This window comes from Pseudomonas spartinae (assembly GCF_965197125.1).
GTDB classification, from domain to species: domain Bacteria; phylum Pseudomonadota; class Gammaproteobacteria; order Pseudomonadales; family Pseudomonadaceae; genus Aquipseudomonas; species Aquipseudomonas composti_A.
In genome coordinates this window covers 1-25544 of the sequence record NZ_CBDAMB010000006.1, presented here as the reverse complement: position 1 = coordinate 25544, position 25544 = coordinate 1, and the positions used below count along the sequence as shown (strand labels likewise).

The following is a 25544-nucleotide window of genomic DNA, read 5'->3' as shown; positions in this document are numbered from 1 at the left end:
CCGATGCGCCTGCTGATCGCCGAACATGACCACGCGCGCTATTCCGAGCGTATCCGTAGCGCCTGCCCCGAACTGCAAGTGGTGGTCGGTGCGCAGCTCGAACAGCTGCGTGCGCTGGCCGGCGACTGCGAGCTGTGGCTGGGCCAGCCCGATCTGCTCGCGCCCTTGCTGCGCGAAGGGGCGCGCCCGCAGTGGTTGCAATCGACCTGGGCCGGTATCACGCCGTTGCTGGCGGCAGACCTGCCGCGCGATTACCGCCTGACCCGCGCGGTTGGCATCTTCGGACAGGTGATGGCCGAATACGTGCTGGCTCACCTGCTGACCCATGAGCGGCGCCTGTTCGCCCGTCTGGCGGCTCAGGTCGAGCAGCATTGGGATCACAGCCTGCCGCGCAGCCTGCGCGGGCGCCGCGTGCTGGTGGTCGGTTGCGGCGATATCGGCCAGGCCGTGGCCGATTTTCTCCAGCCCTTTGGCTTGGAGCTGCGCGGCATTGCCAGTCAGGCTCGTGAGCAGGCGCCTTTTGTCGAGGTTGCGGCCATGGATCAGCTGCCGCATCTGGTCGCCTGGGCCGATTACGTGGTCAACCTGCTGCCGGACACGCAGGCCACGCGCGATCTGTACGATGCCCGGCTGTTCGCCCGCCTGCGCCCGCAGGCCGTGCTGATCAATGCCGGTCGCGGCGTTGCCGTGGTCGACGCCGACCTGGTGGCCGCGCTGGAGCAGAACCAGCTGGCCGCCGCCGTCATCGACGTGTGCCGTGAAGAGCCTCTGCCGCCTGGGCATGCATTCTGGACGGCGCCCCGGTTGTTGCTCACCGGTCACAGCTCGGCGCCCACCGACCCGCTGCTGATGAGCGAGCTGTTCATCGAAAACCTGGCGCGCTGGCAAGCTGGCGCGCCGTTACGCGGCGAGGTGGATTTCGCCCGCGGTTACTGATGGCGTCGGGCCAGCGCAACTTGGCCCGGTGTGCTGCCCACGCTAGACTGCTGCGCTTTGCGCCCGAGCCCCATACTGCTGCCATGGCTGCCGACCTCCAACCCTTCTGGAAACGCAAGACGCTTGCCCAGCTCGATCAGCGCGAGTGGGAGTCGCTGTGCGACGGCTGCGGTCTGTGCTGCCTGCAGAAACTCGAAGACGAAGACGACGGCGCGGTCTACTACACGCGCATCGCCTGCAAGCTGCTGGACCTGCAAACCTGCCGTTGCAGCGACTACCCCAACCGGGTCAAGCATGTGCCCGACTGCATTCAGCTCACACCAGCGCAGGCCGATCAGTTCCAGTGGTTGCCGCCGACCTGCGGCTATCGTCTGGTCAGCGAGGGCAAGGACCTGCCGCACTGGCATCACCTGGTCTGCGGCGACCCGGATGCGGTGCATGCCGAGCGTATTTCCCAATCAGGACGTATGCTCAGTGAGAACAGCGTGGCCGAAGACGACTGGGAAGATCATCTGATTTTCCGCGCGGGTTGATTGCCGCGCGGCTTCGTGGCAAATCTGCTGCCTGTCCATGGAATTTGCCCTGTGGCGCAGCTGTCATATGCCGCCACGTTCCGCATCAGGAGTTTCGCTCGATGTCCCTTCGCTTGCCGTTGTACTCGTCATTGCTGCTTCTGAGTCTGCCGGCCTTCGCTGCCACGCATAAGGTCGATCTGGATTACCGCATACGCTTTCTGCCGGAGAGCAACCAGGCTGAGGTCAGCATCACCCTGGAGGAGGGCGAGCGCGTGCGCAGCCTCGACTTCAACCTCGGTGAAGATGGCCGTTTCAGCGACTTCAAGGCCGACGGCCAGTGGTCGCAGGAGCAGGCCGGGCGCGGCAAGTGGCAGCCGGGTGAGGGCAAGAGCGTGCTGAGCTACCGTGTGCTGATCGACCACCAGCGCAAGCCGGGGCGCTACGATGCCAGGATGACCCAGGACTGGGCGCTGTTTCGTGGTGACGACCTGGTGCCGGCGGCCAAGCTCGATCAGAAGGACAAGACCGATCTGGTGGCGCGCCTGCAGTTCGATCTGCCCAAGGGCTGGAAGAGCGTGGAGACCGGCTGGCCGCGCATCGGCAAGAATCGTTTCCGTATCGACAACCCGGAGCGCAAGTTCGACCGCCCGACCGGCTGGATGCTCGCCGGCAAGCTCGGCACTCGTCGCACGCGCCTGGGTGACACCGAAGTCGCTATCTCCGCGCCGATTGGCGAGGGCGTGCGGCGCATGGACATCATGACCTTCCTGACCTTCGTCTGGCCGCAGATTCAGCAGGTGTTCCCGCGCGATCCGGACAAGCTGCTGATCGTTGGCGCTGGCGACCCGATGTGGCGCGGCGGCCTGTCGGCGGCCAATTCCTACTTCATGCATGCCGACCGCCCGCTGGTCAGCGAAAACGGCACCAGTTCTCTGGTGCACGAACTGGTGCACGTGTTCGGCCGCATCTATGGCCGTGAGCGCAGCGACTGGATCGCCGAAGGCCTGGCCGAGTACTACGCCATCGAGCTGGTGCGCCGTGCCGGCGGCATCAGCGAGGATCGCTATCAGAAGATCCGCGAACAGCTGATTCGCTGGAGCAAGCCGGTCAACAGCCTGCGCACCGACAACGCCAGTGGCCCGGTGACGGCGCGTGCCGTGCTGCTGTTGCAGGAGCTGGATCGGGAGATCCGGCAGAAGACCAAGGACAAGGGCAACCTGTCGCTCGATGACGTCACCCGTGGGCTGATGCGCCTGGACAAGGTCAGCACCAAGGACTTCATCGACATCACCGAGAACGTCATCGGTGGCCCGTCGAAGACGCTGGATACGCGTTTGCTGCGTTGAGCGTCACCGCTCTGGCCCCTGTCTGGTTCGAGTCAGAACAAGGGGCCGGAGCGGGTGTTGTTGCCCTTGGCCAGGCGGTCGTAGAGCACCACATTGACCGTGGCAGCCAGGTTCATGCAGCCCTGTGTGGGGATGTACACCACTTCAGCGCCACACCAGTCGAGAATCTCCTGCTGCAGGGAGCCGTCCTCCGGGCCGAAGATGTACAGCGCCCGGTCGGGGTGGGTATAGGCGGGCAGGGCGCGGGCATCATCGACCAGCTCAACCGCGACCGGCGTGCAGCCCAGCGGCAGGATCTTGCGCAGATCGTCGATGTTGATCAGCGGGATATCCTGGTGAACCTTCTTGGTGTCGGTGATGAAATCCTTGGCGCGGTCGTAGCGGGTTCCGGTGTAGAACACCGAACTGACGCCATAGCAGCCTGCCGCGCGCATGATGGAGCCGACATTTTCCGGCGACTTCGGATTGAACAGGCCGATGCAGGCGTATCTCTTGTTGGCCACGGTGGTACTCGCAAAAGCGCCGATTATACGGTGCTCACTGCCTGCTAGTCCTTTTTCAGCAGGCTGGCCAGATCGCCAAAGGCCTTGTAGGTCGATTTGGCGGACTGCGGGCTGGCGGTGGAGCCTTCGGCGAAGTACTGCTGATCGGTGTAGCGCGAATGTTCGTTGTCGTGACAGAACAGGCACAGCAATTCCCAGTTGGAACCATCGGCCGGGTTGTTGTGGTGGTTGTGGTCGCGGTGATGCACGGTCAGCTCGCTCAGGCGCTTGCCAGAGAATTCGCGGGCGCAGCGGCCACAGACGTGGGGGTACATTTTCAGTGCTTTCTGCCGGTAGCCTTCTTCGGCCTGGGCGGACAGGTAGTAACGGTTGTTGGTGCTCATGGCAGAACCTGTTATCGAGAGGTGAACGCTTGGCTGGATATGTTGCCAGAATAGAACGAAAGCCAGCTGCACAGGAGAACTGTCATGCGCTTCCCACTGTTCGCCGTGATGATTCTGGCCTCCGGCCTTGGCGGCCTGGCCTGGGCTCAGGAACCGCCGCGCATGCCGTCTGCCCCTGGCGCGGGTGCGCCGGGCACTGCGACCCCACAGCCTTACGGTCAGCCTTCCACGCCCAATACGATCAAGCGCCAGGGATCGGCGCCCCTCTTGCCGCCGCCCCAGGGACAGACGCTCCCCGGGACTGCACCAAAATCCACTGGCGATCAGCCGATTCCGCAACTCGATGAGCAACTGCGCCGTAACAGCCAGGGGCTGGACGGGCAGCGCAAGCAGGACTGATCATCGGTTCTTGTCGGAGCGGTTGGGCGGCATTCCGTTTCAGCCGCGATTCCCCCAAATATCGCGGCTAAAGCGGAATGCCGCCCAGCCGCTCCTACGGATACGTTATGCGAGCACACGCAAGATGAACGCGTACTCCAGCGCCACATCCTTGATGCCCTGATAACGCCCACTCATGCCACCGTGGCCGGCGTCGAGGTCGGTCTTGAGCAGCAGCAGGTTGTCGTCGCTCCTGTCGCGGCGCAACTTGGCCACCCACTTCGCCGCCTCCCAATACTGCACCCGACTGTCGTTGTAACCGGCGACAGCAAGGATCGCTGGATAGGCCTGGGCGCGCACGTTTTCGTAAGGCGCATAGGCCTTGATGCGCTCGAATACCTCGGGCTGATTCGGGTCGCCCCATTCGTCGTACTCGGTCACGGTCAGCGGCAGGTCGGGGTTGAGCATGGTGTTGAGGACGTCGACGAAAGGCACCTCGGCGATGGCTGCTGCGAACAGCTCGGGGCGTTGATTGAGTACGGCGCCGATCAGCAGGCCGCCGGCACTGCCGCCGCTGATCGCCAGTTGCGAGGCGGTGGTCAGGCCCTCGGCGATCAGGCACTCGGCGCAGGCGATGAAATCGTCGAAGGTGTTCTGTTTGTGCTCCAGCTTGCCGGCACGGTACCAGGCTTCACCCATCTCGCCGCCGCCGCGTACGTGGGCAATGGCGAAGACGAAACCGCGTTCCAGCAGGCTCAGGCGGGCATGGGAAAACCAGGGGTCGAGGCTCTCGCCGTAGGCGCCATAACCATAGAGATAGAGCGGCGCCGGCTTGCCGGCGGCGAATACCTCGCGGCGCGCCACCAGGCTGATCGGTATCTGCGTCCCGTCGGCAGCGCTGGCCCAGAGGCGGCGGCTCTCGTAGGCATCGGCATCGAACGGGCCTTCCACCGGCGTCTGCTTGAGGACCTGCTGCGTGCCCGTGGCCAGTTCCAGCTGGCGCACTTGCGCGGGACGGTTCAGCGCTTCGTAGCGCAGGCGGATCACCGGGCTGTGGAATTCCAGGCTGTCCTGCACGTAGAGGCTGTAGGCTGCATCCGGCAGTTGCACGCGGTAGGGCGCCAGGCCCTGCGGCTGCACTTCGAGGATCGGCAGGCCGCCTTCACGCAGGGCAAGGGTGAGGGCGTGCTGGTTCAGCGTGGCGCCTTCGAGCATCACTTGCGGGTCGTGAGCGCGAATCTGCTGCCAGTGTGGGCGTTGCGCCTGCTGCTCGGTGGCGCGGTACAGCGCGAAGTTGATGCCGCTCTGGTTGCTGCGGATCAGCCAGCACCACTGACCGTCGAGCATGCCGTGATCGACATCGTACTCATGGCCTTCCTCACGCGTTGCCAGGCAGCTGAATTCGCCCTGCGGCTGCTGCGCGTCGAGTACCCAGGCCTCGCTGGTGGTCTTGCTGCCCAGTTGCAGGATCAGCTGGCGCTCGGAGCTGGAACGGTAGCAGTGCAGGAAGAAACGGCCATCGACCTCCTCGAACACGACCTCGGCAGCGGCGTCGCCCAGGCGGTGGCGATGCAGTTTGTAGGGGCGATGGGTTTCATCCAGTTCGGTGAAGAACAGCGTTTGGCTGTCGTTTGCCCAGGTCATGCTGCCGTCGCAGTCGTCGAACGGCAGTTCGCTGATCTCACCGCTGTCCAGTTCCTTGACGAACAGGCGGTAGATTTCGTCGCCACTGCTATCGAGGCTGTAGGCCAGGCGCTGCTGGTCAGGACTGATGCTGAAGGCGCCGACGGAAAGAAAGCCGCCGCCAGCCAGTGCGTTGGGGTCGAGCAGTAGCACTTCGCTGGCCGCATCGACCACCAGCGAACCATCGGCCGGGCGCCGGCAGCGATAGTGGCGCGGGTATTCGTCGCCGGCCGTGGTGCGCTGGTAGTAGAGGTAATCCCCCCAGGGCGTGGGCAGCGACAGGTCGGTCTCGCGAATGCGCCCCTTGATCTCTTCGAACAACTGCTCGCGTAGCGCTTGCTGCGGTTGCAGAACGCCCTCCAGGTAGGCGTTCTCTGCCTGCAGATGGGCCAGAACCTCATCGCTATCGCGGTTTTCCAGCCAGCGATAGGGATCTTTTCCGGCTTCCTGGCGGGCGATGGGGGCAGAGGGCATGGCATGGCTCCAGAGAACGAGAGGGCGACGGCAGGGGCGCCGCATCGGGCAAAAGCCGCTATCATAAGCGCCCCTTTGCCAGACCTGCCACGCCGGCGCCTGCTTATGATGAATGAAAACGACTACCTCCTGGCCTGGGCGGCCTACGGGATTGCTGCCCTGGGTTGCCTGTTGGTGTGGATGCGCCTGACCAGCTGGATGTGGCGCTACCTGCGCGAGCCGCTCGCCGTGCTGGTGGCCGTGCTGCTGTTCAGCCCGACCATCGTCGATCCGACGCGCGAGCTGTTCGCGCCGGCGCTGGCGATCACTGCCATGGACGTATTGCTCAAGGTCGGCAACAACGCCTGGCGCGCGGTCGCCGATCTGGCGCTCTACAGCCTGATCGCGCTGGCCGTCTATCTGCTGTTCGTCGCCGTGCGCTGGCCCATCGAGCGTTGGTGGAAGGGCCGCAAGCAGGAGCACGCAGTCGAGCCCGACGAAGACCCGCGCACGCTGCGCGAGCGTATGGAAGAAGACGACGAACTGCCGATCCGCGACTACGGGCATGATCGCAGCGGCCGTATGGAGCCGCGTATCTGATTTGCCCCCTTGCGCCTGCTGGCCCGTGCGTTCAGCATGATGGCCTTGTGCAAGGGAGGCTCGATGGATTGCGTGTTCTGTGCCATTGCCGAGCAACGGCTACCCGCTCATCGCCTGTTCGAGGACGATGATTTCATCGTGCTGCTGGATATCTTTCCGATGCGTCCGGCCCATGTGTTGATCGTCAGCCGCCTGCATGCGCCATTTCTGCATGATTTGCCGGCTTCGGCGCGTGAGCGCCTGCTGGCACTGTCCGAGCGTATCGCTGCAGCGCTGCGCGAGGCGGGCTTTGGTGAGAACGGCATCAACCTGCTGATCAACGATGGCCCGGATGCCAATCAGCACCTGCCTCATTTTCATCTACACCTGATTCCGCGCCGGCCGGGTGACCTGCCGGCGCTGCTCTGGCGATTGCTGGTGCGTTTTCTGCCAATGGGCCGCAAGCGAATCGAAGCGCGTCTGCAAGATGAAGCCGATCGTTTGCGCCTGACTCTCGGCAAGGAGAATTGATTCGATGTGCGAATTGCTCGGCATGAGCGCCAATGTACCCACAGACATCGTGTTCAGTTTCACCGGACTGATGCAGCGCGGTGGCCGTACCGGTCCGCATCGCGATGGCTGGGGCATCGGTTTCTATGAGGGGCGCGGCCTGCGTCTGTTCCAGGACCCGCGGGCGAGCAGCGAATCCGAGGTGGCGCAGCTGGTACAGCGCTACCCGATCAAGAGCGAAGTGGTGATCGGCCATATCCGTCAGGCCAACGTCGGCAAGGTCTGTCTGGCCAACACTCATCCGTTCAGTCGCGAGCTGTGGGGGCGTAACTGGTGCTTCGCACATAACGGCCAGCTGACCGGTCTGGAAGGCTCCCGCAGCTTCTATCGGCCGATAGGCGAGACCGACAGCGAAGCGGCGTTCTGCGACCTGCTCAACCGCGTGCGCCGCGCCTTTCCCGAGCCGGTATCGGTGGAAATGCTCCTGCCGGTGCTGGTGGCGGCCTGTTCCAGCTACCGTCAGCTCGGCGTGTTCAACTGCCTGCTCAGCGACGGCGACTGGCTGTTCAGCTTCTGTTCGACCAAGCTGGCGCATATCACCCGGCGCGCGCCGTTCGGCCCCGCGCAACTACGCGATGCCGACCTGAAGGTGGATTTCCAGTCAGAAACCACGCCCAACGACGTGGTGACGGTGATCGCTACCGAACCTTTGACCGATAACGAACAATGGGCGCTGTACCAGCCCGGCGAATGGCGCCTGTGGCGCCGCGGCGAATGCATCACTCACGGCAAGGCCTGACCCATGCTTAGAAGTTACCTGCGTCTGACACTGTTCGCTTTCGGCCTGTTGCTCGGCGTACAGGTGCCGGGTTTCATCGATGACTACGCCAAGCGCGTCGAGGCTCATCGCCTGGAGTCGCAGCAGAGTCTCAAGGGTTTTCAGGAAACCGCGCAGAAGTTCTTCAAGGGCGATATGGACGCGCTGGTGGCGCACTACCGTGTCAGCGACGACCCGGTGATGCGCAGCGATGCCGCGAGCGTCGGGCACCTGGTGCAGCGCTCGGCCTTGCTCGAGCGCGAATGGCAGGCCATGCAGGGGCCCTGGTACACCCAGGCCTGGCACCTGGCGACCGCAGCGGATCACGAGCTGTTCGAGGAAACCCTGCAGGCTTACCGATACCAGGTGCTGTTCACCCCGAATGCAATTCTCTGGGGCGTGATCAGCGCCTTGCTGTTGGCCTGGTTGGCTGAGTTGCTGGTACTCATGTTCGGCTTGATGTTCGGGGCAGGGCGGACCACGCGTGCCCAGCAACGCCACTGGCGCTGAATAGGATGATCGTCGGTTTTGCCTAAGCCGAGGTGGCCGCACGGATGGGCAGGCCACAAAAAAACGCGGGAGCGTTTTTTCGCGCGAGCCCGAAGGGTGGCCGCCAGGGATGGCAGGCCACAAAAAAGAGCACTGGTTCGCCTGGGTACGAGGCCGCTCGTGATAATGTAATACGGCGTTACATTTATCCCTCTCTCGTGTCATTGGAGTTTCCATGTCGATCAAGGATTCGATCCTGGCAGCCGCGCTGGCTGCTGTCCTGCCATTCACCTGTGCTGCATACGCCAACCCCGAGACCGAGCCTGACAGCGCTGCGGTCAGCGAGGAAGTCAGCGAGAGCGACGAGTCGGCGCAGTACATAAGCCCTGAAGAATTCGTTGCCAGCCTGCAGTTCCAGAGCGGCCGCGTGGTCCTGGGCAATGATCTGGCCACCCTCAATCTGCCCGATTCGCTGGTCTTTCTCGATGGTGAGAATGCCCAGCGCCTGCTGGTCGACGGCTGGGGCAACCCGCCGGATGACGTTCCTCCGCTGGGCATGATCCTGCCCGCCGGCGTATCGCCGCTGGCCGACGAATCCTGGGGTGTGACCGTCGAGTATGAAGACAGCGGCTACGTGTCCGATGAGGACGCGGCCGACATCGACTACAGCGACATGCTCAAGGACATGCAGTCCGATATGCGCGAGGCCAACACCTGGCGTGAAGAGAACGGCTATGAGGCCGTGCAACTGGTCGGCTGGGCTGCAGAGCCGCACTACGATGCGCAAGGCAAGAAACTGTACTGGGCCAAGGAGCTGAAGTTCGGCGACAGCGAGGCCAACACCCTGAACTACAACATCCGCGTGCTGGGCCGTAAGGGCGTGCTGGTGCTGAACTTCGTCGCCAATATGGATCAACTGGCAGAAATCGAAGCCAACGTGCCGGCCGTGCTGGCGGCGACCGAGTTCAACCCGGGCCAGCGCTATGCCGAGTTCAACCCGGATCTGGACACCGTGGCGGCCTACGGCCTGGGCGCGCTGGTGGCCGGCAAAGTGGCCGCCAAGACCGGTCTGCTGGCCATGCTGCTGGTGCTGTTGAAGAAGTTCTGGATCGTCCCGGTGCTGCTGTTCGGCTGGCTGGGCAAGCGCCTGGGCATGCGTAAGAAGGAAGACGTGAGCGAAGAAGTCAGTGCTCCGGCCGCGCCCGTAGCAGCGGCTGCCGAGAGCAAGTCGGAAGAACCACTGCAGACGCCAGCGCAGACGGTGATGGATCTGAACAAGCCGGACGACGCCGACAAACGTTGAGTTTGTACGCGTAGCCCGGATGCAATCCGGGGAAACTCGAGATTTCCCGGATTGCATCCGGGTTACAGAAACGCCGCGAATCCTCTGCAGGGTTCGCGGCGTTTTTCGTGGCGGCGGGCTTACTTGGACAGGTACTTCATGCCGTCTTCCAGGCCCTGCAGGGTCAGCGGGTACATGCGATCTTCGACCAGTTCGCGTACCAGGCCGGTGGAGGCGGTGTAGTTCCAGGTGTCCTTGGGGTAGGGGTTGATCCAGATGATCTTCTTGAACTTCTCGGTGAAGCGCTTCATCCAGACGTAACCGGCTTCCTCGTTCCAGTGCTCGACGCTGCCGCCGGCCTGGGTGATCTCGTAGGGCGCCATGGCCGCGTCGCCGACGAACACCACCTTGTAGTCGGCGCCGTACTTGTGCAACAGGTCCAGGGTCGAGGTGCGTTCGCTGGTGCGGCGCATGTTGTTCTTCCACACGCTCTCGTAGATGAAGTTGTGGAAGTAGAAGTATTCCAGATGCTTGAACTCGGTCTTGCAGGCCGAGAACAGCTCCTCGCAGACCTTTACGTGGGCGTCCATCGAGCCGCCGATGTCCAGCAGCAGCAGGAGCTTGACCGTGTTGCGCCGCTCCGGACGCATCTGGATATTGAGCAGGCCGCCGTCTTTGGCGGTGTGGTCGATGGTGCCGTCCAAATCGAGCTCTTCGGCCGCGCCCTGGCGGGCGAATTTGCGCAGGCGACGCAGCGCCACCTTGATGTTGCGCGTGCCCAGTTCGACCTGATCGTCGAGGTTCTTGTACTCGCGCTGATCCCACACCTTGGCGGCCTTGCCCTGGCGCTTGCCGGCATCGCCGACGCGGATGCCTTCGGGGTTGTAGCCGCCGGAGCCGAACGGGCTGGTGCCGCCGGTGCCGATCCACTTGTTGCCGCCGGCGTGTTTTTCCTTCTGCTCCTCGAGGCGTTTCTTGAACTCCTCGATCAGCTTGTCGAGGCCGCCGAGGCTCTGGATCTGCGCTTTCTCTTCATCGCTGAGCAGGCGCTCGAATTCCTTGCGCAGCCACTCCTCGGGAATCATCGCCTCGATGTGTTGGTTGAGGTTTTCCAGGCCCTTGAAGTAGGCGCCGAAGGCACGGTCGAACTTGTCGAAGTGACGTTCGTCTTTGACCAGGATCGCGCGCGCCAGGTAATAGAACTCGTCCATGTCGGCGAACACGACGTTGTGCTTGAGCGCGTTGATCAGGTCGAGCAACTCGCGCACCGACACCGGCACCTTGGCCGCGCGCATTTCGTTGAATAGGTTGAGCAGCATGCTATGCCCTCATGAAAGTCTGTGACTGCCTGTGGCCACTGCCCGCACCAGAGGAAGGGCGAGCGAGCTAGAGTCAGGCAAGGCGAGAGCAGGCGAGCAAGCGCAATGTACTTTTGTACATGAGCATTGCGAGCCTGCTCTCAACGCCGCCTGGCCGACGCGCAGCCGCCCGATGTCTACCGAGAGGCGCGGCGGGTCATGAAGGCCAGGCGCTCGAGCAACTGCACATCCTGCTCGTTCTTCACCAGTGCACCGGCCAGCGGCGGGATGGCCTTGGTCGGATCGCGTTCGCGCAGCACGGCTTCGCCGATGTTGTCGGCCATCAGCAGCTTGAGCCAGTCCACCAGTTCGCTGGTCGAAGGCTTCTTCTTAAGGCCCGGCACCTTGCGCACGTCGAAGAACACGTCCAGCGCCTCGGCCACCAGCTCGCCGCTGATGTTGGGGTAGTGCACGTCGACGATCTTCTTCAGGGTGTCGCGATCGGGGAAGGCGATGTAGTGGAAGAAGCAGCGGCGCAGGAAGGCGTCCGGCAGTTCTTTCTCGTTGTTCGAGGTGATGATGATGATCGGGCGCTGCTTGGCCTTGATCGTCTCGTCGGTCTCGTAAACGTAGAACTCCATCTTGTCGAGTTCCTGCAACAGGTCGTTGGGGAATTCGATGTCGGCCTTGTCGATCTCGTCGATCAATAGGATCACGCGCTCGTCGGACTCGAACGCCTCCCACAGCTTGCCTTTCTTGATGTAGTTGCGAACGTCGTGAACCTTGTCGGAATCGAGCTGCGAGTCGCGCAGGCGGCTGACCGCATCGTATTCGTAGAGGCCCTGATGCGCCTTGGTGGTGGATTTGATGTGCCAGGTGATCAGCTTGGCGCCGAAGGCCTCAGACAGTTGCTCGGCGAGCATGGTCTTGCCGGTGCCCGGCTCACCCTTGACCAGCAACGGGCGCTGCAGGGTGATGGCGGCGTTGACCGCGAGCTTGAGGTCGTCGGTGGCGACGTAGGACTGGGTACCTTCGAACTTCATCGGAAAATCCTCGGAGCGATAGCGCGGGCCGGCCCGCTGCACAAATTCAGAGCGCGACTATAACGCGCCGCTCAGGTGGCTGTGAACGCAGACACGGTATTCAGTCACTGAATGGCGTGTCACCCAGCTTTCGGTCTGCCGGCTGGACGGCCAGCGGGCGGCGGCATAGGCTTGGGGTTTTTCCTGCCCGCAAGGACTTCCGTCATGAGTCGTATCTTCGCAGACAACGCCCAGGCCATCGGCAACACGCCGCTGGTGATGATCAACCGTCTGGGCCCGAAAGGCGTGACCATCCTGGCCAAGATCGAAGGGCGTAACCCGGCGTATTCGGTCAAATGCCGCATCGGCGCCAACATGATCTGGGATGCCGAGGAGCGCGGTGTGCTCAAGCCGGGCATGACCATCGTCGAGCCGACCTCCGGCAACACCGGCATCGGCCTGGCCTTCGTCGCCGCTGCGCGCGGCTACAAGCTGGTGCTGACCATGCCGGCTTCCATGAGCCTGGAGCGACGCAAGGTGCTCAAGGCCCTCGGCGCCGAACTGGTGCTGACCGAACCGGCCAAGGGCATGAAGGGCGCGATCGAGAAAGCCAATGAGCTGGTCGCTGCCAACCCTGACTACTACCTGCCGCAGCAGTTCGAGAACCCGGCCAACCCGGCCATCCACGAAAAGACCACCGGCCCTGAGATCTGGCGCGACACTGACGGCGCCATCGACGTGCTGGTCGCCGGTGTCGGTACAGGCGGCACCATCACTGGTATCTCGCGCTACATCAAGCAGACCCAGGGCAAGCCGATCCTCTCGGTGGCGGTGGAGCCGGTGGGCTCGCCGGTGATCAGCCAGACCCTGGCCGGTGACGAGGTCAAACCGGCTCCGCACAAGATCCAGGGCATTGGCGCCGGTTTCGTGCCGAAGAACCTCGACCTGGCGATGGTCGATCAGGTCGAACTGGTCAACGATGACGATGCCAAGTCCATGGCCCTGCGCCTGATGCGCGAGGAAGGCATCCTCTGCGGGATTTCCTGTGGTGCGGCGATGATGGCGGCGGTGCGTCTGGCGGAGAAGCCGGAAATGCAGGGCAAGACCATTGTGGTGATCCTGCCGGATTCCGGTGAACGCTACCTGTCGAGCATGCTGTTCAGCGATATGTTCACCGAACAGGAGCTGCAGCAGTAAGGCGGTTGCAGGCGTAGGGTGGATGTTGCTTTTCACATCCACCGCTTTGGTGGATCGATAAAGCGCGATCCACCCTACGTCCCTGTCTCCCGGAGCACATCCGGGCTACGTTCTGTTCACACTTGGCCTGACCACCAGCCACAGCGCCAGGGCGATCAGCACGCAGCCGGGCAGGTAGTCCCAGCTCAGCGGCTCGTCCAGCAGCAGCGCGCCCCACAGCACGCCGAACGGCGGGATGAGGAAGGTGGTGGTGCTGGCCTTGATCGGCCCGATATCGGCCAGCAGACGAAAGTACAGCACGTAGGCGAACGCCGTGCAGACCAGGCCGAGACCCGCCAGCGACAGCCACACCTCGATACCGCCCCAGCTTGCTGGTGGTTGCAGCACCAGGCTGCCGGCAAATAGCGGCAGCAGGAACAGGCTGGCACCCGCCAGGCTGGCGAAGGCGGTCAGGCGGTTGTCCAGACCACCCTGCTGGCCGATCCAGCGCCGGGTGAGAAAGCCGGCGAAGCCGTAGCAGGTGGTCGCCACCAGGCAGGCACCCGCGCCGAGCAGCAGTTGCATGTCGAAGGCCACCGGGCCGGTGCGGGTCAGTACGGCCACCCCGAGCAAACCCAGGAACACGCCCGCCGCCTTGCTTGGGGTGATGCCCTCATGAAAGAACAGCGCACCGATCAAAACGCCCATCAACGGCGTGGTGGCGTTGAAGATTGCCGAATAACCGGCCGGCAGGATCAACGCTGCCAGGCAGTACATGGCCGAGGGCAGACCGGCATTGATCACGCCCAAGCCCATGCAGATACGCAGTTTGCCGCGAAAGTCCCAGTCGCAGCGCAGCAGCAAAAGCAGCGCGAGCAAGCCCAGTACGCCGAAGCTGGCGCGGAAGAACGCCGTCGGCATGCTGCCCAGCACGGGCGCGGCAACGCGCATGAACAGGAAGCTGGCGCCCCAGATGGCGGCAAGCAGCAACAGGCGGAGCAGATCGGCGGTACGCAAGGCGAAACATCCGGCAGGGTGGGGCGCAGAGTGTTGCCGCTCGATGGGGTTCTGGCAATCCGCATTGCGCTTTTGAATGTCTGCGCAGGGGTGCGCGTGGGAGGGGCTTTAGCCGCGACTGGCGAACCCCGATTGTATCCAGCCGTGCGTTGTCGGCTAAGCTCGGCTGATCATGGCGGACGAGGCATGGGTAATGGGACAGCACTGGTCGGCTGGCACGATCGCTCAGCTAATCCTCGAGGGCTTCGATGACTACCGCGAGCACTTTCGCCAGATCACCGATGGCGCCCGCGTGCGCTTCGAGCAGGCGCAATGGCAGGAGGCGCAGCAGGCCTCGGCGGCGCGCATCAACCTGTACGAGGAACAGGTCGCGCAAACCCGCGAGCGCCTGCTGCAGGGCTTCGATGCTTCGTTGCTGGACGTGGGGCAGTGGCCGCTGGTCAAAAGTGCCTACATTGCTCTGATCGACCTGCGTTTCGACGACGAGCTGGCGGAAACCTGGTTCAACTCGATCTTCTGCAGCCTGTTCAGCCACGACCAGATCAGCGATGGCTGCATGTTTATCCACACCACGCGACCGTCCTTGCGCAACCAGCCCGGCGCGGCGCAAACGCGCAGCTATCGCCCGGCCGCAGAACTGCACTCGGCACTGCAGGCGATCTTCGACGACTACCGTTTCGACGCATCCTACGAGGATCTGCCGCGTGACCTGCAGCGTCTCGAAGAGCAGTTGCGTGCCAGCCTGCCGGACTGGGTGTGCAAGGATCCGCAGCTGTGCATCGAACTCTTCTCCTCGGTGCTGTATCGCAACAAGGGCGCCTACCTGATCGGGCGTATCTACAACCGCGAGGAGCAATGGCCGCTGGCGATCCCGCTGCTGCACCGTGAAGGGCAGGGCATCCAGGCCGATGCGGCGATCACCGACGAGGCGGAGGTGTCGATCATCTTCTCCTTCACCCGCAGCTATTTCATGGTGGACGTGGCCATCCCGGCCGAGTTCATCGGTTTTCTCAAGCGCATCCTGCCGGGCAAGCACATCGCCGAGCTGTACACCTCGATCGGTTTCTACAAGCACGGCAAGAGCGAGTTCTACCGCTCGCTGATCGGCCACCTGGCCAGCACCGACGACCGCTTCATCATGGCGCCCGGCGTGCGCGGCATGGTCATGAGCGTGTTCACCCTGCCGGGCTTCAACACCGTGTTCAAGATCATCAAGGACCGTTTCGCCCACGCCAAGACGGTGGATCGCAACACGGTGATCGAGAAGTACCGGCTGGTGAAAAGCGTCGACCGCGTAGGGCGCATGGCCGATACCCAGGAATTCGCCGATTTCCGCTTCCCCAAGGCCAAGTTCGAGCCCGAGTGTCTGGCCGAGCTGCTGGAAGTGGCGCCCTCGACCGTGGTGGTGGAGGGCGACACCGTGCTGGTGCGCCATTGCTGGACCGAGCGGCGCATGACGCCACTCAACCTCTATCTGGAAAGTGCCAACGAGGCGCAGGTGCGTGAGGCGCTGGATGACTACGGCCTGGCCATCAAGCAGCTGGCCGCGGCCAATATCTTCCCCGGGGACATGCTGCTGAAAAACTTCGGCGTTACCCGCCATGGTCGCGTGGTGTTCTACGACTATGACGAGATCTGCTTTCTCACCGAGGTGAATTTCCGGCGCATCCCGCCGCCGCGTTTCCCCGAGGACGAGATGAGCGCCGAACCCTGGTACTCGGTCGCGCCCAATGACGTATTCCCCGAGGAGTTCCCGCCGTTTTTGTTCGCCGATATCAAGCAGCGTCGGCTGTTCAGCCAGCTGCACGGCAACCTCTATGACGCCGACTACTGGAAACAGTTGCAGGAGGCGATCCGCGCAGGCAAGGTGATCGACGTGTTCCCCTATCGGCGCAAGAGTCCGGTAATTTGACGGCGCCCGGTTGAAATTCGTTTTGCCCGGCCTAATCTGATAGGTGAGCCACTGGCTTTTCCCTTTACTTGGCAGGAGGTAGTACCCATGCTCGCCAAGCTGCAAGAACAACTGCAAGCCGTGCTGCAGGCCCTTGGCCTGGTCCCGCAACCTCAGCCAATTCGTATCAGCGAGGCCGAGCAGCAACGCCTGCGCCGCGAAGCGCGTCAGCGTCGCTGAAACTCATCAGGTGAGCCGATGGGCGTCGAACCAGGCGTCTATCAGCTCGCGCATCCGCTGCCCCGAAAAACTCGCGAAATGCCCGCCGTGCACGCTGCGTACGGGCAGTTCGCGCAGGCGCGCCAGGCTTAGCGCGTAATCCTCAACATTCGAATGGTAGGCGTCCTCGATCAGCGGCCCGTCGTAGAGGATGTCGCCGGAAAACAGCGTCTGCGTACTCGCTTCCCACAGGCTGATGCTGCCCGGTGAATGACCGGGTGTGTGCAGCACCTGCAATACCCGATTACCCAGATCCAGCACGTCACCATCCTCGATCAGGCGCGTGGCCGGTGCCGCCCTTACGCGGTATTCGGCGTAGCACAGCGGGCAATCCGGGTGCGCCTCGAACATGTCGTCGCCGACGAAATCAGTGGCCAGGGTGTTGGCACCGTCCGGCGCGGCAAGGATATCGGCCTCGGCCGGGTGCACCAGGCGCTCGTCGAATTCGTGATGGCCGGCGATATGGTCGAAGTGGCAGTGGCTGGCCACCGCCAGCAGCGGCCTGTCGGTCAGCCAGGGCAGTTGCTCGCGCAGGCTGACCAGCCCGGAGCCTGAGTCGATCAATACGTCCTGCTCGCGCCCCTGCACATGCCACATGTTGCAGCGATAGAAGGGACGCACGTAGGGTTCGTGGATCAGGCAGATGCCGTCGTGGCGGTGCTCGACCTCGAACCAGCGGTCTCGGCTGACGATTTTCATGACAGGAACTCACCTCATTGGCGGGTGTACGCGCCCCACAGGTTCGTGTGGCGTGTAGGGTGGGGGCAACCCGCCACAATGGTCATCACGCTACGCCAGCTGCGCGCGTGGCACCAGCACCCAGCGGCGTAGTACCGCATAGCTGGCCGCGGTGATCAAAAATACCGGCAGCGAGGCGCCCCAGGTCAGCGGCGAGACCCAGCCCCAGTAGTAAGCCAGCACGGCGCCCAGGCCGTAGGCGACGAAAGCGGCCGGGTTGAAACCATTCAGGTAACGGTAACGACCACCATCCTCGCTGAGCAGTTCGTCCACCGCGTACTGGCCCTTGTGAATCAGGAAATAGTCGGCGATCAGCACGGCGAAGGCCGGGATGAACACGCTGCCGATCACCAGTAGAAAGCTCTGGAAATTGTCGAGAATGCCGGGGATCTGCGAGCCGAGGATCGACAGCACGCCGATGCACAGGGCGGGCTTCCAGAACGGGGTCTTCGGGCTGATGTTCAGGTACGACAACGAGGCGCTGTACACGCACATGACGTTGGTGGTCATCACCGAGAGGAACACTACGATGGCCGCCGGCAGACCGAAGCCGAAGCCCGCCAGTAGCACGGCCGGGTCGTAGGTCTGCTGCATGCCGGTCAGTACCGAGAAGCCCGACACGGTCGCGCCCAGGCCCATGGCCAGCAGGGTGGCGGCGACATAGCCAATCCAGGTGCCGACCCCGGCCACGCCCTGGCTGCGGCAGTTGCGGTTGTAGTCGGCAGCCAGTGGAATCCAGGAGAAGGCGGTGGCGATGACGATATCGAAGGCGATGCCGGGGGTGATCTGGTTGCGTGGTTCGGTGGGCATGGCCAACAGACTGGCGAACTCGAACTTCTGCCCCATCACGTAGAACACCGCGCCGGCCAGCAGGAGCATGCCGATGGCCGCCCAGCGCTCGACCTTCTCGATGCCCAGATGGCCGCGCAGGGCGATCAGCAGCACCAGGGATTCGCAGAGGATGGTGAACAGCGGCAGGTTGGAGTAACCGGTCAGGTGCTCCACCGCATAGTTCAGGCTCATACCGGCCAGCAGCGCCTGAATCCAGCTCCAGGCCAGCAGGGTCAGCAGGTTGACCAGCGACGGCAGCTTGGCGCCGCGCGAGCCGTAGCTGCCGCGTGCCAGCACCATGGTGGTGAGGCCGCTGCGCTGGCCCATCAGGCCGACCAGCACCAGCGGCAAGATGCCGATGCCCGAACCGATCAGCACGATGAGCATGGCCTGGGTGAATTTCAGATCCGGCACCAGCAGCATGCCGGTAAGGATGGTGGTGACCACCACGTTGGCGCCCAGCCACAGGGCGATGGTGCCACCAAAGCCGAGGCTGCGATGGGCCTTGTCGGTTGGGGCCAGGCCGTCCTGGCCGAAATGCTGGCTGAGGTTCTTGAACATGGAACGACTCCCCGATGCTTGATTATTGGTATTGGTGGGCGGCAGTCAGTGGTACAGCTGAATCTTGTGGTTATGCCCGTCGCCCGGATGCAATCCGGGGCGGGGATGTCGCGGCTAAAGCCCCTCCCACAGGGATACCCAGCTTTCTGTAGGAGCGGCTTTAGCCGCGATTGATCTAGTCAGGGATGAAAGGGCGCGGCCTCCTGCACTTCGATGATCAACGGGCGGTCTGCGGGCGCGCTGCGCAGCAGCTCGGCCAGGTGCGCATGGTCACGCGCGCGCTCGGCGGCGCAGCCAAAGCCACGGGCGATGGCCAGCAGATCCGGCGTGTAGATGTCGACGGCAATCGGGGTGATATCGCGGCGCTGCATGTAGCGCTTGATCTCGCCGTAACCGGCGTTGTTCCACAGTAGGACGATGATGCCAACCCGGGCTTCCACGGCGCTGGCCAATTCGGGCAGGGTGAACTGGATGCCGCCATCGCCCATCAGGCTGATCACCGGACGAGTCGGTTCGGCCAGCTTGGCGCCGATGGCTGCCGGCAAGCCATAGCCGAGGGTGCCGTAGCCGGTGGAGGCGTTGAACCAGCGCCGTGCGCCGTCCAGCTCCACCAGGTGATTGCCGCTGTACACGGTCTGCGTCGAGTCGCCTACGAAGCGGGCATCGGGCAGGACATCGAGGATGCAGTCGAACAACTGCTGGTAGTGCGCCCAATCGCTGAAATCTTCGCTCAGGCGTTTCTGCACGGCAGCCGTACGCTGGGCACCGGGGCTGTTCCCGCTCGCCTGGCGGGGATCGAACTCGGCCAACAGCATGCGCATGGCCAGGCGCGCATCGCCCTGGATCGCCAGGTGAGGGGTGAAGTTGCGCTGCAACTGCTGACCGTCGATATCGATGCGGATCAGCCGGCCAGGCAGGCGGAAGTCGCCGTCGAACACCACGTCGTAGTCGGTTTCCCCCAGTTCGGTGCCGATGGCCAGCACCACGTCGGCCTCCAGCGCCAGGTCGCGCACCGGGCGCAGCGACTGGTTGCTGCCCAGCAACAGCGGATGCCCCGGCGGTAGCAACCCCTTGGCGTTGATGGTCTGGGCGGTCGGTGCATCCAGCACGGCAGCCAGAGCGCGCGCCTCGGCTTCGGCGCCGACGCAGCCGCCACCGAGCAGCAGCAGCGGGCGTTCGGCCTGCTTGAGCAACCCGGCGGCCTCGCGGATCAAGGTACGGTTCGGCGCTGGGCGGCGTACCGTCGGGCGTGGCGCCAAGGACATGTGCGAAGCGTCGGCGGTGATGATGTCCAGCGGCAGTTCGATGTGCACCGGCCGTGGTCGCTCGCCCTCGAACACGGTGAAAGCGCGAGACAGCACCGCGGGCAGCTCCTCGACGCTCATCAGGGTATGACTGAAGGCGGTGACGCCGGCTGTCATCGCCCGCTGGTTGGGCAGTTCGTGCAGGTAGCCCTTGCCCAGGCCGAGGCGCTGGCGCTCGTTGACGCTGGAGATCACCAGCATCGGGATCGAGTCGGCATAGGCCTGGCCCATGGCGGTGAGGATATTGGTCATCCCTGGGCCGGTGATGATGAAGCACACGCCGGGCTTGCCGCTCACTCGCGCGTAGCCGTCGGCCATGAAACCGGCGCCCTGTTCGTGGCGCGGGGTGATATGACGGATGCCACTCCCTGGCAGGCCGCGATAGAGCTCGACGGTATGCACGCCGGGGATGCCGAACACGGTGTCGACGCCCCAGGCTTCGAGTTGTTTGACGAGAAATTCGCCGCAGGTGGTCATGGTCAGGTCCTTGTGTCGACGTCAGCCAACGATCCAGTGCGCCATCAGCGCGATGATCGGCAGGGTGATCAGGGTGCGGATGATGAAGATGACGAACAGCTCCAGCAGGTTCAACGGCAGCTTGGCCTTGAGAATCAGCACGCCCACTTCGGACATGTAGATGAGCTGGGTCAGCGACACGCAGGCCACCACGAAACGGGTCAGCTCACTCTCGATGCCCTTGCCCAGTACCGCCGGCAGGAACATGTCGGCGAAACCCACCAGCATCGCTGGCGCCGCCTTGGCGGCTTCAGGCAGTTGCAGGGCTTCGAGCAGGGGTACCAGGGGGTAGGACAGCCAGTTGAAGATTGGCGTGAACTCGGCGATGGCCAGGGAAACGGTGCCGATGGCCATCACCAGCGGCAGCAGGCCGAGCCAGATGTCGACCACGTTGTGCACGCCGATCTTGACCATCTGCGCTGGCGACGGGTTGGCATTGGCACGCTGCACCGCCTGAGTCAGGCCCCAGCGCAGCAGCGAGGTGCCGGCGGGCACGTCTTCCTGAATCTGCTTGCCGACACCGGCGACGTACTCGTCCTTCTTCCACGACAGCGGCGGAATGCGCGGGGTGATGATGGCAGCGGCGAGGCCGGCGACCACCACGGTCAGGTAGAAGGGCACGAACAGATGGTCGAGCTTCATGAAGCTGGTGATCAGCAGGCTGAAGGCAATCGAGGCGATGGAGAAGTTGGTGGCGATCACCGCTGCTTCGCGGGCGCTGTAGAAGCCCTTCTGATACTGCTGGGCGGTGATCAGCACACCGACGGTGCCAGAGCCGAGCCAACTGGCGATGGCGTCGATGGCCGAGCGTCCCGGCAGGCCGAAGATCTTGCGGAACACGTTGCGCACCAGGGTGCCGCAGAACTCCATCAAACCGTAGTCGGTGAGTAGCGGCAGAATCAGCCCGGCGACCAGGAAGAAGGTGATCAGTACCGGCGCCAGGTCTTTCAGTACCACGCCGCCGGTATTGGCGCTCCAGACCCACTCAGGGCCGAACTGCCAGAAGGTCATCGCTGCGAACAGCGCGCCGACCACACGCAGGCCGAGCCATAGCGGGTGAAGGTTGAACAGGTCATCGAGCGCGCGGCGTTCGGTAATCCAGCGCGGCTTGAGCAGGCTAGCGAATACGCCCAGCACTGCCGAGAGGATCAGCAGCGCTGTGGCGATGGCGGGCAGGTGGTCGCTGGTGGCGGCCTTGAGCGCATCGGCCATGACGCCGAGGCCGATGGTCACCTTCTCCTCATAGACGATGGGGGTGAGAAACAGCAGCACGCCGAGCAGGGAAGGGATCAGGAAGATCAGAAACTGGCGCAGGTCGTAGGGCCGCGTGGCCGGGGCGTTGGCTGGTGGCTGCTTGTCCAGTGTCGTGGCAGCGTCTTCTCGATTCATCAGGGCACCCTAATTGTTGTTGTATGGATGTTTCGGGTGTCTTCGAGGACACCCGAACGGGTTGGCAAACCTTGGGTCAGCGGTGCTGAACCCCCGGCAGCACGCAGAGCATTTCGTACAGCAGGTTGGCGCCGAGCAGCGAGGTGTTGCCGGTGGTGTCGTAGGGCGGTGAGACCTCGACCAGGTCGCCGCCGATCAGATCCAGGCCCGCGCAACCGCGGATGATCTCCATGGCCTGGATGGTGGTCAGCCCGCCGATTTCCGGGGTGCCGGTACCGGGCGCCCAGGCCGGGTCGATGCCGTCGATGTCGAAGGACAGGTACACCGGGCCGCCGCCGACCTGCTCGCGCACCTCGGCCATCAGCGGTGCCAGCGACTGGTGCCAGCACTCTTCGGCCTGCACCACGCGAAAGCCCTGCTTGCGGCTCCAGTTGAAGTCCTCGGCGGTGTAGCCCTGGGCACGCAGGCCGATCTGCACCACGCGCTCGCTGTCGAGCAGGCCTTCCTCCTGGGCGCGGCGGAAGGTGGTGCCGTGGGCGATCTTCTCGCCGAACATATGGTCGTTCACATCGGCGTGGGCGTCGATGTGCACCAGGCCGATCTTTCCGTGTTTCCTGTGCAGCGCGCGCAGGATCGGCAGGGTGATGGTGTGGTCGCCGCCCAGGGTCAGTGGCTTGATGCCGAGTTCGGCGATCTCGTCGTAGGCCTCTTCGATGATGCGCACGGCGTCGAGCAGGTTGAAGGTGTTGATCGCCACATCGCCGATGTCGGCCACGTTCAGCGAGTCGAACGGCGCGGCGCCGGTGGCCATGTTGTAGGGGCGGATCATTACCGACTGGGCGCGGATCTCGCGCGGGCCGAAGCGGGTGCCGGAGCGCAGCGAAGTGCCGATGTCCAGCGGCACGCCGACGAAGGCGACGTCGAGCTGGCGCTTTTCCTCGGGGCTCTGGATATGCGGCAGGCGCATCATGGTGGCGATGCCGCCGAAGCGCGGCATCTCATTGCCGCCCAGGGGCTGGTGGAAGGTCTTGTCCATGGCTAGGCCTCAGGCTCGTTCTGGTTGTGGCCGGAGTCTTGACCGGCCAGGCGCTGGGAAAAATCGGCTGGGGCAAAAACTTACTTCAGGATTGTTTGAAGTAAGGCTGTAAGCCCCGGTTCATAAGGGTTGGCAGGGTGTGCTCATCAGTCGCGGTAGCTGGGGTCGAGGCGATCGAGCTTGCGCAACCAGGCCTGCCACAGCAGCTGGCGCTGCCATTCGGCGCCCTGCAACTGCTCGCAGGCGTGCTGCGCCAGGTGCGTGGGAATCTCGCTGCACGGCTGGCCAGCGCCGGTGGCGGCAAGCTGGATCTCGCAGGCGCGGTTCAGGTAATGCATGACATAGAAGGCATCGGCGACGCTGGTGCCGACGCTGAGCAGGCCATGGTGGCGCAGCAGCAGGGCGATGTTGTCGCCCAGCGAGGCCTGGATGCGCGTGCGTTCGTCCAGATCCAGCGCCACGCCTTCATAGGCGTGGTAGCCCAGGCGTCCGTGGAACTCGGTGCTGATCTGGTTGAGCTGCAGCAGGCCGGAATCCTGCGCGGCCACTGCCATGCCTGCCAGCGTGTGGGTGTGGATCACGCAGTGGGCATCGTCGCGGGCCATGTGCACGGCGCTGTGGATGGTGAAGCCGGCGACGTTGTAGTCGGCGTGGCCCTCGACCACCTGACCGTGCATGTCCACCACGATCAGATCGCTGGCGCGAATCTCCTCGAAGAACAGGCCGAACGGGTTGATCAGAAAGCGCGGCTCGCCGTCGCCCGGCAGGCGCACGGAAAAGTGCGTGTAGAGGGTGTCGTCCCAACCGAACAGGGCAGCCAGGCGATAGGCCGCGGCCAGGTCGCGGCGCAGGGTGGCGATGTCGTTCATGCGTTCTCCAGGCCAATGAAGCGGCGTACGCGTTGGTGGTTGCCGGTGCGGATGGCCTCGGGCGAGGCGTCGAGCTGAACCTGGCCGTTTTCCATGAACAGCACGCGGTCGGAAATCGACAGGGCGAAGTCCATCTCGTGGGTGACGATCAGCATGGTCATGCCTTCGCGGGCCAGGTCGCGGATCACCGCGAGCACGTCGCCGACCAGTTCCGGGTCGAGCGCCGAGGTGGGCTCGTCGAACAGCATGATGTCCGGCTTCATCGCCAGGGCGCGGGCGATGGCCACACGCTGCTGCTGGCCGCCGGACAGCTGGTGCGGGTACTTGTCGGCGTGGGCCAGCAGGCCGACCTTGTCCAGCAGCACCAGGGCCTGGCGACGCAGTTCGGCAGTATCGCCCAGGCCGTGGTAGCGCGGCGCGAGCAGCACGTTGTCGGCGATGGTGCGATGGGGGAACAGGTTGAAGCTCTGGAACACCATGCCGATGCGCCGCACGCCTTCGCGCTGGCGGCGGTTCTCGGGGCGGTCGCCGGCCAGGATGAAGCTTTCGCCGAACAGCACGATCTCGCCTTCGTCGATGCTTTCCAGGCCGTTGACCGTGCGAATCAGCGAGGTCTTGCCGGAGCCGGACGGGCCGATGATGGCGATCACCTCGCCAGGTTGTACGCTGAGGTCGATACCCTTGAGTACGTGGTGGTTGCCATAGTGCTTGTGGATGTTGCTCAGGTGCAGCGCCGCCGGTGCGCCGGGCTGACGAGCCTGGCGGCTGCCGGCGCTCACCGCTGGCAGGCTGCTGCGCAGCTCGGTCACCTGGGCGTCAGCGAGGGTGTCGGGTTTGCGCCGGGCCAGGTCGAGATGGCGTTCCAGATACTGCAGGCCCCAGCCGAACAGGCTGACGATCAGCACGTAGTACACGGCCACGGCGCCGAGGGTTTCCAGCACCAGGAAGTTCTGCGCATAGAGACGCTGGCCGACCAGCAGCAGCTCGCTGAGGGAGATCACCGAGACCAGCGAGGTCAGCTTGACGATGGTGACGTACTCGTTGGTCAGGGTCGGCAGGGCGATGCGGAAGGCCTGCGGCACCACGATCAGGCGTTGCGCGCCGAGTCGGCCGATGCCCAGCGCACGGACAGCCTCGCGTTGACCTTTGGCCACCGAAAGCAGGCCGCCGCGATGAATCTCCGCCATGTACGCCGCTTCGGTCAGCACCAGGGCGAACAGGCCGGCGTAGAACGGGTTGGACAGCACCTTGCCGCTGGCCGGGACGAGCTGCGGCAGGTTGTAGACGAAGATCAGCAGTACCAGCAGCGGCACGCTGCGAAAGAACCAGACGTAGGTTGCTGCCGGCGCGCTGAGCCAGCGGCTGCTGGCCTGCTTGGCACTGGCCAGCCCAAAGCCCAGTACCAGGCCGAGCAACCAGGCCAGGCTGCTGAGTTTTACCACCGTCCAGCACGCGGCCCAGAAGGCCGGCATGGAAAACAGGGAGAAGAAATAGCTCCATTCGAACGGCATATGGGGCACCTGCGAATCAAACCGAAAAAAGGCCGCTGGCCGAAGCGATTAACGGCCAGCGGGGTGAAGCGGTTATGCCATGCAGCGCCCGTGGGTGAGCCATAGCAGCCTGTTGAAATTCGCCTACGCCCTGTCTGGCTTTGCGGCGTAAGGTTTACGATATCGGCTCCAATCTGCCGGGAACCCCGATTTCCATGCGTGGCGCCGATATCACTCAGGAATCCTTGTTCAC

The 25544-nt window shown here is 63.8% G+C and carries 25 protein-coding genes; 12 read left to right on the top strand and 13 right to left on the bottom strand.

The genetic code is table 11. The annotated features are described in order from the left end of the window. The first annotated feature begins 3 nt into the window (after positions 1–3). The 3 genes from ACN8M7_RS14355 to ACN8M7_RS14345 all read left to right on the top strand — a co-directional run bounded on the left by ACN8M7_RS14355 (position 4) and on the right by ACN8M7_RS14345 (position 2797). Positions 4–936, top strand: coding sequence for a D-2-hydroxyacid dehydrogenase (locus ACN8M7_RS14355; protein ID WP_490261185.1), 933 nt, complete (start codon positions 4–6; stop codon positions 934–936). A gap of 83 nt (positions 937–1019) precedes the next feature. After that, positions 1020–1469: a YcgN family cysteine cluster protein gene (locus ACN8M7_RS14350; protein WP_061239857.1), complete on the top strand. Its 450-nt coding sequence runs from the start codon at positions 1020–1022 to the stop codon at positions 1467–1469. A gap of 101 nt (positions 1470–1570) precedes the next feature. After that, the gene (locus ACN8M7_RS14345; protein ID WP_490261184.1) at positions 1571–2797 is read left to right on the top strand and encodes a hypothetical protein; all 1227 of its coding nucleotides are present in this window, start codon (positions 1571–1573) and stop codon (positions 2795–2797) included. Positions 2798–2829: 32 nt separating this feature from the next. Here the strand turns inward: ACN8M7_RS14345 and ACN8M7_RS14340 are convergent, their stop codons facing one another. Further along, positions 2830–3300 carry an RNA methyltransferase gene (locus ACN8M7_RS14340; RefSeq protein ID WP_037002491.1) on the bottom strand — a complete coding sequence of 157 codons (471 nt, stop codon included), beginning with the start codon at positions 3298–3300 and terminating at the stop codon, positions 2830–2832. Between the two features lie 44 nt (positions 3301–3344). Beyond that, positions 3345–3683 carry a YajD family HNH nuclease gene (locus ACN8M7_RS14335; RefSeq protein WP_061239852.1) on the bottom strand — a complete coding sequence of 113 codons (339 nt, stop codon included), beginning with the start codon at positions 3681–3683 and terminating at the stop codon, positions 3345–3347. An 84-nt stretch (positions 3684–3767) separates the two neighbouring features. Here ACN8M7_RS14335 and ACN8M7_RS14330 point away from each other — a divergent pair, with 84 nt between their 5' ends. Continuing rightward, positions 3768–4082 (top strand): hypothetical protein, encoded by a 315-nt coding sequence (locus ACN8M7_RS14330; RefSeq protein WP_490261183.1) that lies wholly within the window; start codon positions 3768–3770, stop codon positions 4080–4082. 105 nt (positions 4083–4187) lie between these two features. Here ACN8M7_RS14330 and ACN8M7_RS14325 read toward each other — a convergent pair whose 3' ends face one another. Continuing rightward, complete coding sequence (locus ACN8M7_RS14325) at positions 4188–6218, bottom strand: S9 family peptidase (RefSeq protein WP_490261182.1); 2031 nt, start codon at positions 6216–6218, stop codon at positions 4188–4190. Between the two features lie 105 nt (positions 6219–6323). On the opposite strand from ACN8M7_RS14325, the gene ACN8M7_RS14320 reads away from it, so the two are divergent. The 5 genes from ACN8M7_RS14320 to ACN8M7_RS14300 all read left to right on the top strand — a co-directional run bounded on the left by ACN8M7_RS14320 (position 6324) and on the right by ACN8M7_RS14300 (position 9895). Continuing rightward, a complete protein-coding gene (locus tag ACN8M7_RS14320; protein WP_061239840.1) occupies positions 6324–6797 on the top strand; it encodes a hypothetical protein in 474 nt (157 codons plus the stop codon). Positions 6798–6860: 63 nt separating this feature from the next. Further along, positions 6861–7307, top strand: a complete 447-nt coding sequence (locus tag ACN8M7_RS14315; protein ID WP_490261181.1) for an HIT family protein — start codon at positions 6861–6863, stop codon at positions 7305–7307. 4 nt (positions 7308–7311) lie between these two features. Beyond that, the gene (locus ACN8M7_RS14310) at positions 7312–8085 is read left to right on the top strand and encodes a class II glutamine amidotransferase (RefSeq protein ID WP_061239834.1); all 774 of its coding nucleotides are present in this window, start codon (positions 7312–7314) and stop codon (positions 8083–8085) included. Positions 8086–8088: 3 nt separating this feature from the next. Further along, positions 8089–8613, top strand: a complete 525-nt coding sequence (locus ACN8M7_RS14305; RefSeq protein ID WP_490261180.1) for a DUF2937 family protein — start codon at positions 8089–8091, stop codon at positions 8611–8613. Positions 8614–8827: 214 nt separating this feature from the next. Further along, the gene (locus ACN8M7_RS14300; RefSeq protein WP_490261179.1) at positions 8828–9895 is read left to right on the top strand and encodes a DUF2167 domain-containing protein; all 1068 of its coding nucleotides are present in this window, start codon (positions 8828–8830) and stop codon (positions 9893–9895) included. A 119-nt stretch (positions 9896–10014) separates the two neighbouring features. Here ACN8M7_RS14300 and ACN8M7_RS14295 read toward each other — a convergent pair whose 3' ends face one another. Next, complete coding sequence (locus ACN8M7_RS14295) at positions 10015–11193, bottom strand: vWA domain-containing protein (RefSeq protein WP_490261178.1); 1179 nt, start codon at positions 11191–11193, stop codon at positions 10015–10017. Positions 11194–11369: 176 nt separating this feature from the next. After that, positions 11370–12215: an AAA family ATPase gene (locus ACN8M7_RS14290; RefSeq protein ID WP_061239823.1), complete on the bottom strand. Its 846-nt coding sequence runs from the start codon at positions 12213–12215 to the stop codon at positions 11370–11372. A gap of 204 nt (positions 12216–12419) precedes the next feature. Between ACN8M7_RS14290 and cysK the strand changes: the two genes are divergently transcribed. Continuing rightward, positions 12420–13391 (top strand): cysteine synthase A, encoded by a 972-nt coding sequence (gene cysK / locus ACN8M7_RS14285; protein ID WP_490261177.1) that lies wholly within the window; start codon positions 12420–12422, stop codon positions 13389–13391. 105 nt (positions 13392–13496) lie between these two features. Here the strand turns inward: cysK and ACN8M7_RS14280 are convergent, their stop codons facing one another. Next, entirely contained in the window at positions 13497–14387 is an 891-nt protein-coding gene (locus tag ACN8M7_RS14280; protein WP_061239816.1) for a DMT family transporter, read from the bottom strand. 193 nt (positions 14388–14580) lie between these two features. Here ACN8M7_RS14280 and aceK point away from each other — a divergent pair, with 193 nt between their 5' ends. Together aceK and ACN8M7_RS14270 are read left to right on the top strand one after the other, a co-directional pair. Further along, positions 14581–16299 (top strand): bifunctional isocitrate dehydrogenase kinase/phosphatase, encoded by a 1719-nt coding sequence (aceK, locus tag ACN8M7_RS14275; protein ID WP_490261176.1) that lies wholly within the window; start codon positions 14581–14583, stop codon positions 16297–16299. Between the two features lie 87 nt (positions 16300–16386). Beyond that, the gene (locus ACN8M7_RS14270) at positions 16387–16518 is read left to right on the top strand and encodes a PA1414 family protein (RefSeq protein ID WP_269451536.1); all 132 of its coding nucleotides are present in this window, start codon (positions 16387–16389) and stop codon (positions 16516–16518) included. 6 nt (positions 16519–16524) lie between these two features. Here the strand turns inward: ACN8M7_RS14270 and ACN8M7_RS14265 are convergent, their stop codons facing one another. The 7 genes from ACN8M7_RS14265 to ACN8M7_RS14235 all read right to left on the bottom strand — a co-directional run bounded on the left by ACN8M7_RS14265 (position 16525) and on the right by ACN8M7_RS14235 (position 25312). After that, positions 16525–17256, bottom strand: coding sequence for an MBL fold metallo-hydrolase (locus ACN8M7_RS14265; protein WP_490261175.1), 732 nt, complete (start codon positions 17254–17256; stop codon positions 16525–16527). Positions 17257–17346: 90 nt separating this feature from the next. Next, on the bottom strand, positions 17347–18687 hold the full coding sequence (locus ACN8M7_RS14260; RefSeq protein WP_490261174.1) for a purine-cytosine permease family protein: 1341 nt from the start codon (positions 18685–18687) through the stop codon (positions 17347–17349). Positions 18688–18866: 179 nt separating this feature from the next. Next, positions 18867–20468, bottom strand: coding sequence for a 5-guanidino-2-oxopentanoate decarboxylase (locus tag ACN8M7_RS14255; protein ID WP_490261173.1), 1602 nt, complete (start codon positions 20466–20468; stop codon positions 18867–18869). Positions 20469–20489: 21 nt separating this feature from the next. Further along, positions 20490–21896 (bottom strand): YjiH family protein, encoded by a 1407-nt coding sequence (locus tag ACN8M7_RS14250; RefSeq protein ID WP_490261172.1) that lies wholly within the window; start codon positions 21894–21896, stop codon positions 20490–20492. Between the two features lie 76 nt (positions 21897–21972). Next, positions 21973–22932 (bottom strand): agmatinase, encoded by a 960-nt coding sequence (gene speB, locus ACN8M7_RS14245; protein WP_490261171.1) that lies wholly within the window; start codon positions 22930–22932, stop codon positions 21973–21975. A 146-nt stretch (positions 22933–23078) separates the two neighbouring features. Continuing rightward, on the bottom strand, positions 23079–23801 hold the full coding sequence (locus ACN8M7_RS14240) for a class II aldolase/adducin family protein (RefSeq protein WP_061239796.1): 723 nt from the start codon (positions 23799–23801) through the stop codon (positions 23079–23081). Further along, entirely contained in the window at positions 23798–25312 is a 1515-nt protein-coding gene (locus tag ACN8M7_RS14235; protein WP_490261170.1) for an amino acid ABC transporter permease/ATP-binding protein, read from the bottom strand. The genes ACN8M7_RS14240 and ACN8M7_RS14235 overlap by 4 nt, the downstream gene beginning before the upstream one ends. Between the last annotated feature and the right edge of the window lie 232 nt (positions 25313–25544).

Excerpts from the sequence above, each read along its gene's own strand:
- ACN8M7_RS14265 (WP_490261175.1), bottom strand. The coding sequence starts at position 17,256 with ATGAAAATCGTCAGCCGAGACCGCTGGTTCGAGGTCGAGCACCGCCAC.
- speB (WP_490261171.1), bottom strand. The coding sequence starts at position 22,932 with ATGGACAAGACCTTCCACCAGCCCCTGGGCGGCAATGAGATGCCGCGC.
- ACN8M7_RS14310 (WP_061239834.1), top strand. The coding sequence starts at position 7,312 with ATGTGCGAATTGCTCGGCATGAGCGCCAATGTACCCACAGACATCGTG.
- ACN8M7_RS14240 (WP_061239796.1), bottom strand. The coding sequence starts at position 23,801 with ATGAACGACATCGCCACCCTGCGCCGCGACCTGGCCGCGGCCTATCGC.
- ACN8M7_RS14320 (WP_061239840.1), top strand. The coding sequence starts at position 6,324 with ATGATGAATGAAAACGACTACCTCCTGGCCTGGGCGGCCTACGGGATT.
- ACN8M7_RS14355 (WP_490261185.1), top strand. The coding sequence starts at position 4 with ATGCGCCTGCTGATCGCCGAACATGACCACGCGCGCTATTCCGAGCGT.
- ACN8M7_RS14345 (WP_490261184.1), top strand. The coding sequence starts at position 1,571 with ATGTCCCTTCGCTTGCCGTTGTACTCGTCATTGCTGCTTCTGAGTCTG.
- ACN8M7_RS14350 (WP_061239857.1), top strand. The coding sequence starts at position 1,020 with ATGGCTGCCGACCTCCAACCCTTCTGGAAACGCAAGACGCTTGCCCAG.
- ACN8M7_RS14235 (WP_490261170.1), bottom strand. The coding sequence starts at position 25,312 with ATGCCGTTCGAATGGAGCTATTTCTTCTCCCTGTTTTCCATGCCGGCC.
- ACN8M7_RS14260 (WP_490261174.1), bottom strand. The coding sequence starts at position 18,687 with ATGTTCAAGAACCTCAGCCAGCATTTCGGCCAGGACGGCCTGGCCCCA.
- ACN8M7_RS14315 (WP_490261181.1), top strand. The coding sequence starts at position 6,861 with ATGGATTGCGTGTTCTGTGCCATTGCCGAGCAACGGCTACCCGCTCAT.
- ACN8M7_RS14325 (WP_490261182.1), bottom strand. The coding sequence starts at position 6,218 with ATGCCCTCTGCCCCCATCGCCCGCCAGGAAGCCGGAAAAGATCCCTAT.
- ACN8M7_RS14330 (WP_490261183.1), top strand. The coding sequence starts at position 3,768 with ATGCGCTTCCCACTGTTCGCCGTGATGATTCTGGCCTCCGGCCTTGGC.
- cysK (WP_490261177.1), top strand. The coding sequence starts at position 12,420 with ATGAGTCGTATCTTCGCAGACAACGCCCAGGCCATCGGCAACACGCCG.
- ACN8M7_RS14335 (WP_061239852.1), bottom strand. The coding sequence starts at position 3,683 with ATGAGCACCAACAACCGTTACTACCTGTCCGCCCAGGCCGAAGAAGGC.
- ACN8M7_RS14300 (WP_490261179.1), top strand. The coding sequence starts at position 8,828 with ATGTCGATCAAGGATTCGATCCTGGCAGCCGCGCTGGCTGCTGTCCTG.
- ACN8M7_RS14290 (WP_061239823.1), bottom strand. The coding sequence starts at position 12,215 with ATGAAGTTCGAAGGTACCCAGTCCTACGTCGCCACCGACGACCTCAAG.
- ACN8M7_RS14270 (WP_269451536.1), top strand. The coding sequence starts at position 16,387 with ATGCTCGCCAAGCTGCAAGAACAACTGCAAGCCGTGCTGCAGGCCCTT.
- aceK (WP_490261176.1), top strand. The coding sequence starts at position 14,581 with ATGGGACAGCACTGGTCGGCTGGCACGATCGCTCAGCTAATCCTCGAG.
- ACN8M7_RS14305 (WP_490261180.1), top strand. The coding sequence starts at position 8,089 with ATGCTTAGAAGTTACCTGCGTCTGACACTGTTCGCTTTCGGCCTGTTG.
- ACN8M7_RS14250 (WP_490261172.1), bottom strand. The coding sequence starts at position 21,896 with ATGAATCGAGAAGACGCTGCCACGACACTGGACAAGCAGCCACCAGCC.
- ACN8M7_RS14295 (WP_490261178.1), bottom strand. The coding sequence starts at position 11,193 with ATGCTGCTCAACCTATTCAACGAAATGCGCGCGGCCAAGGTGCCGGTG.
- ACN8M7_RS14255 (WP_490261173.1), bottom strand. The coding sequence starts at position 20,468 with ATGACCACCTGCGGCGAATTTCTCGTCAAACAACTCGAAGCCTGGGGC.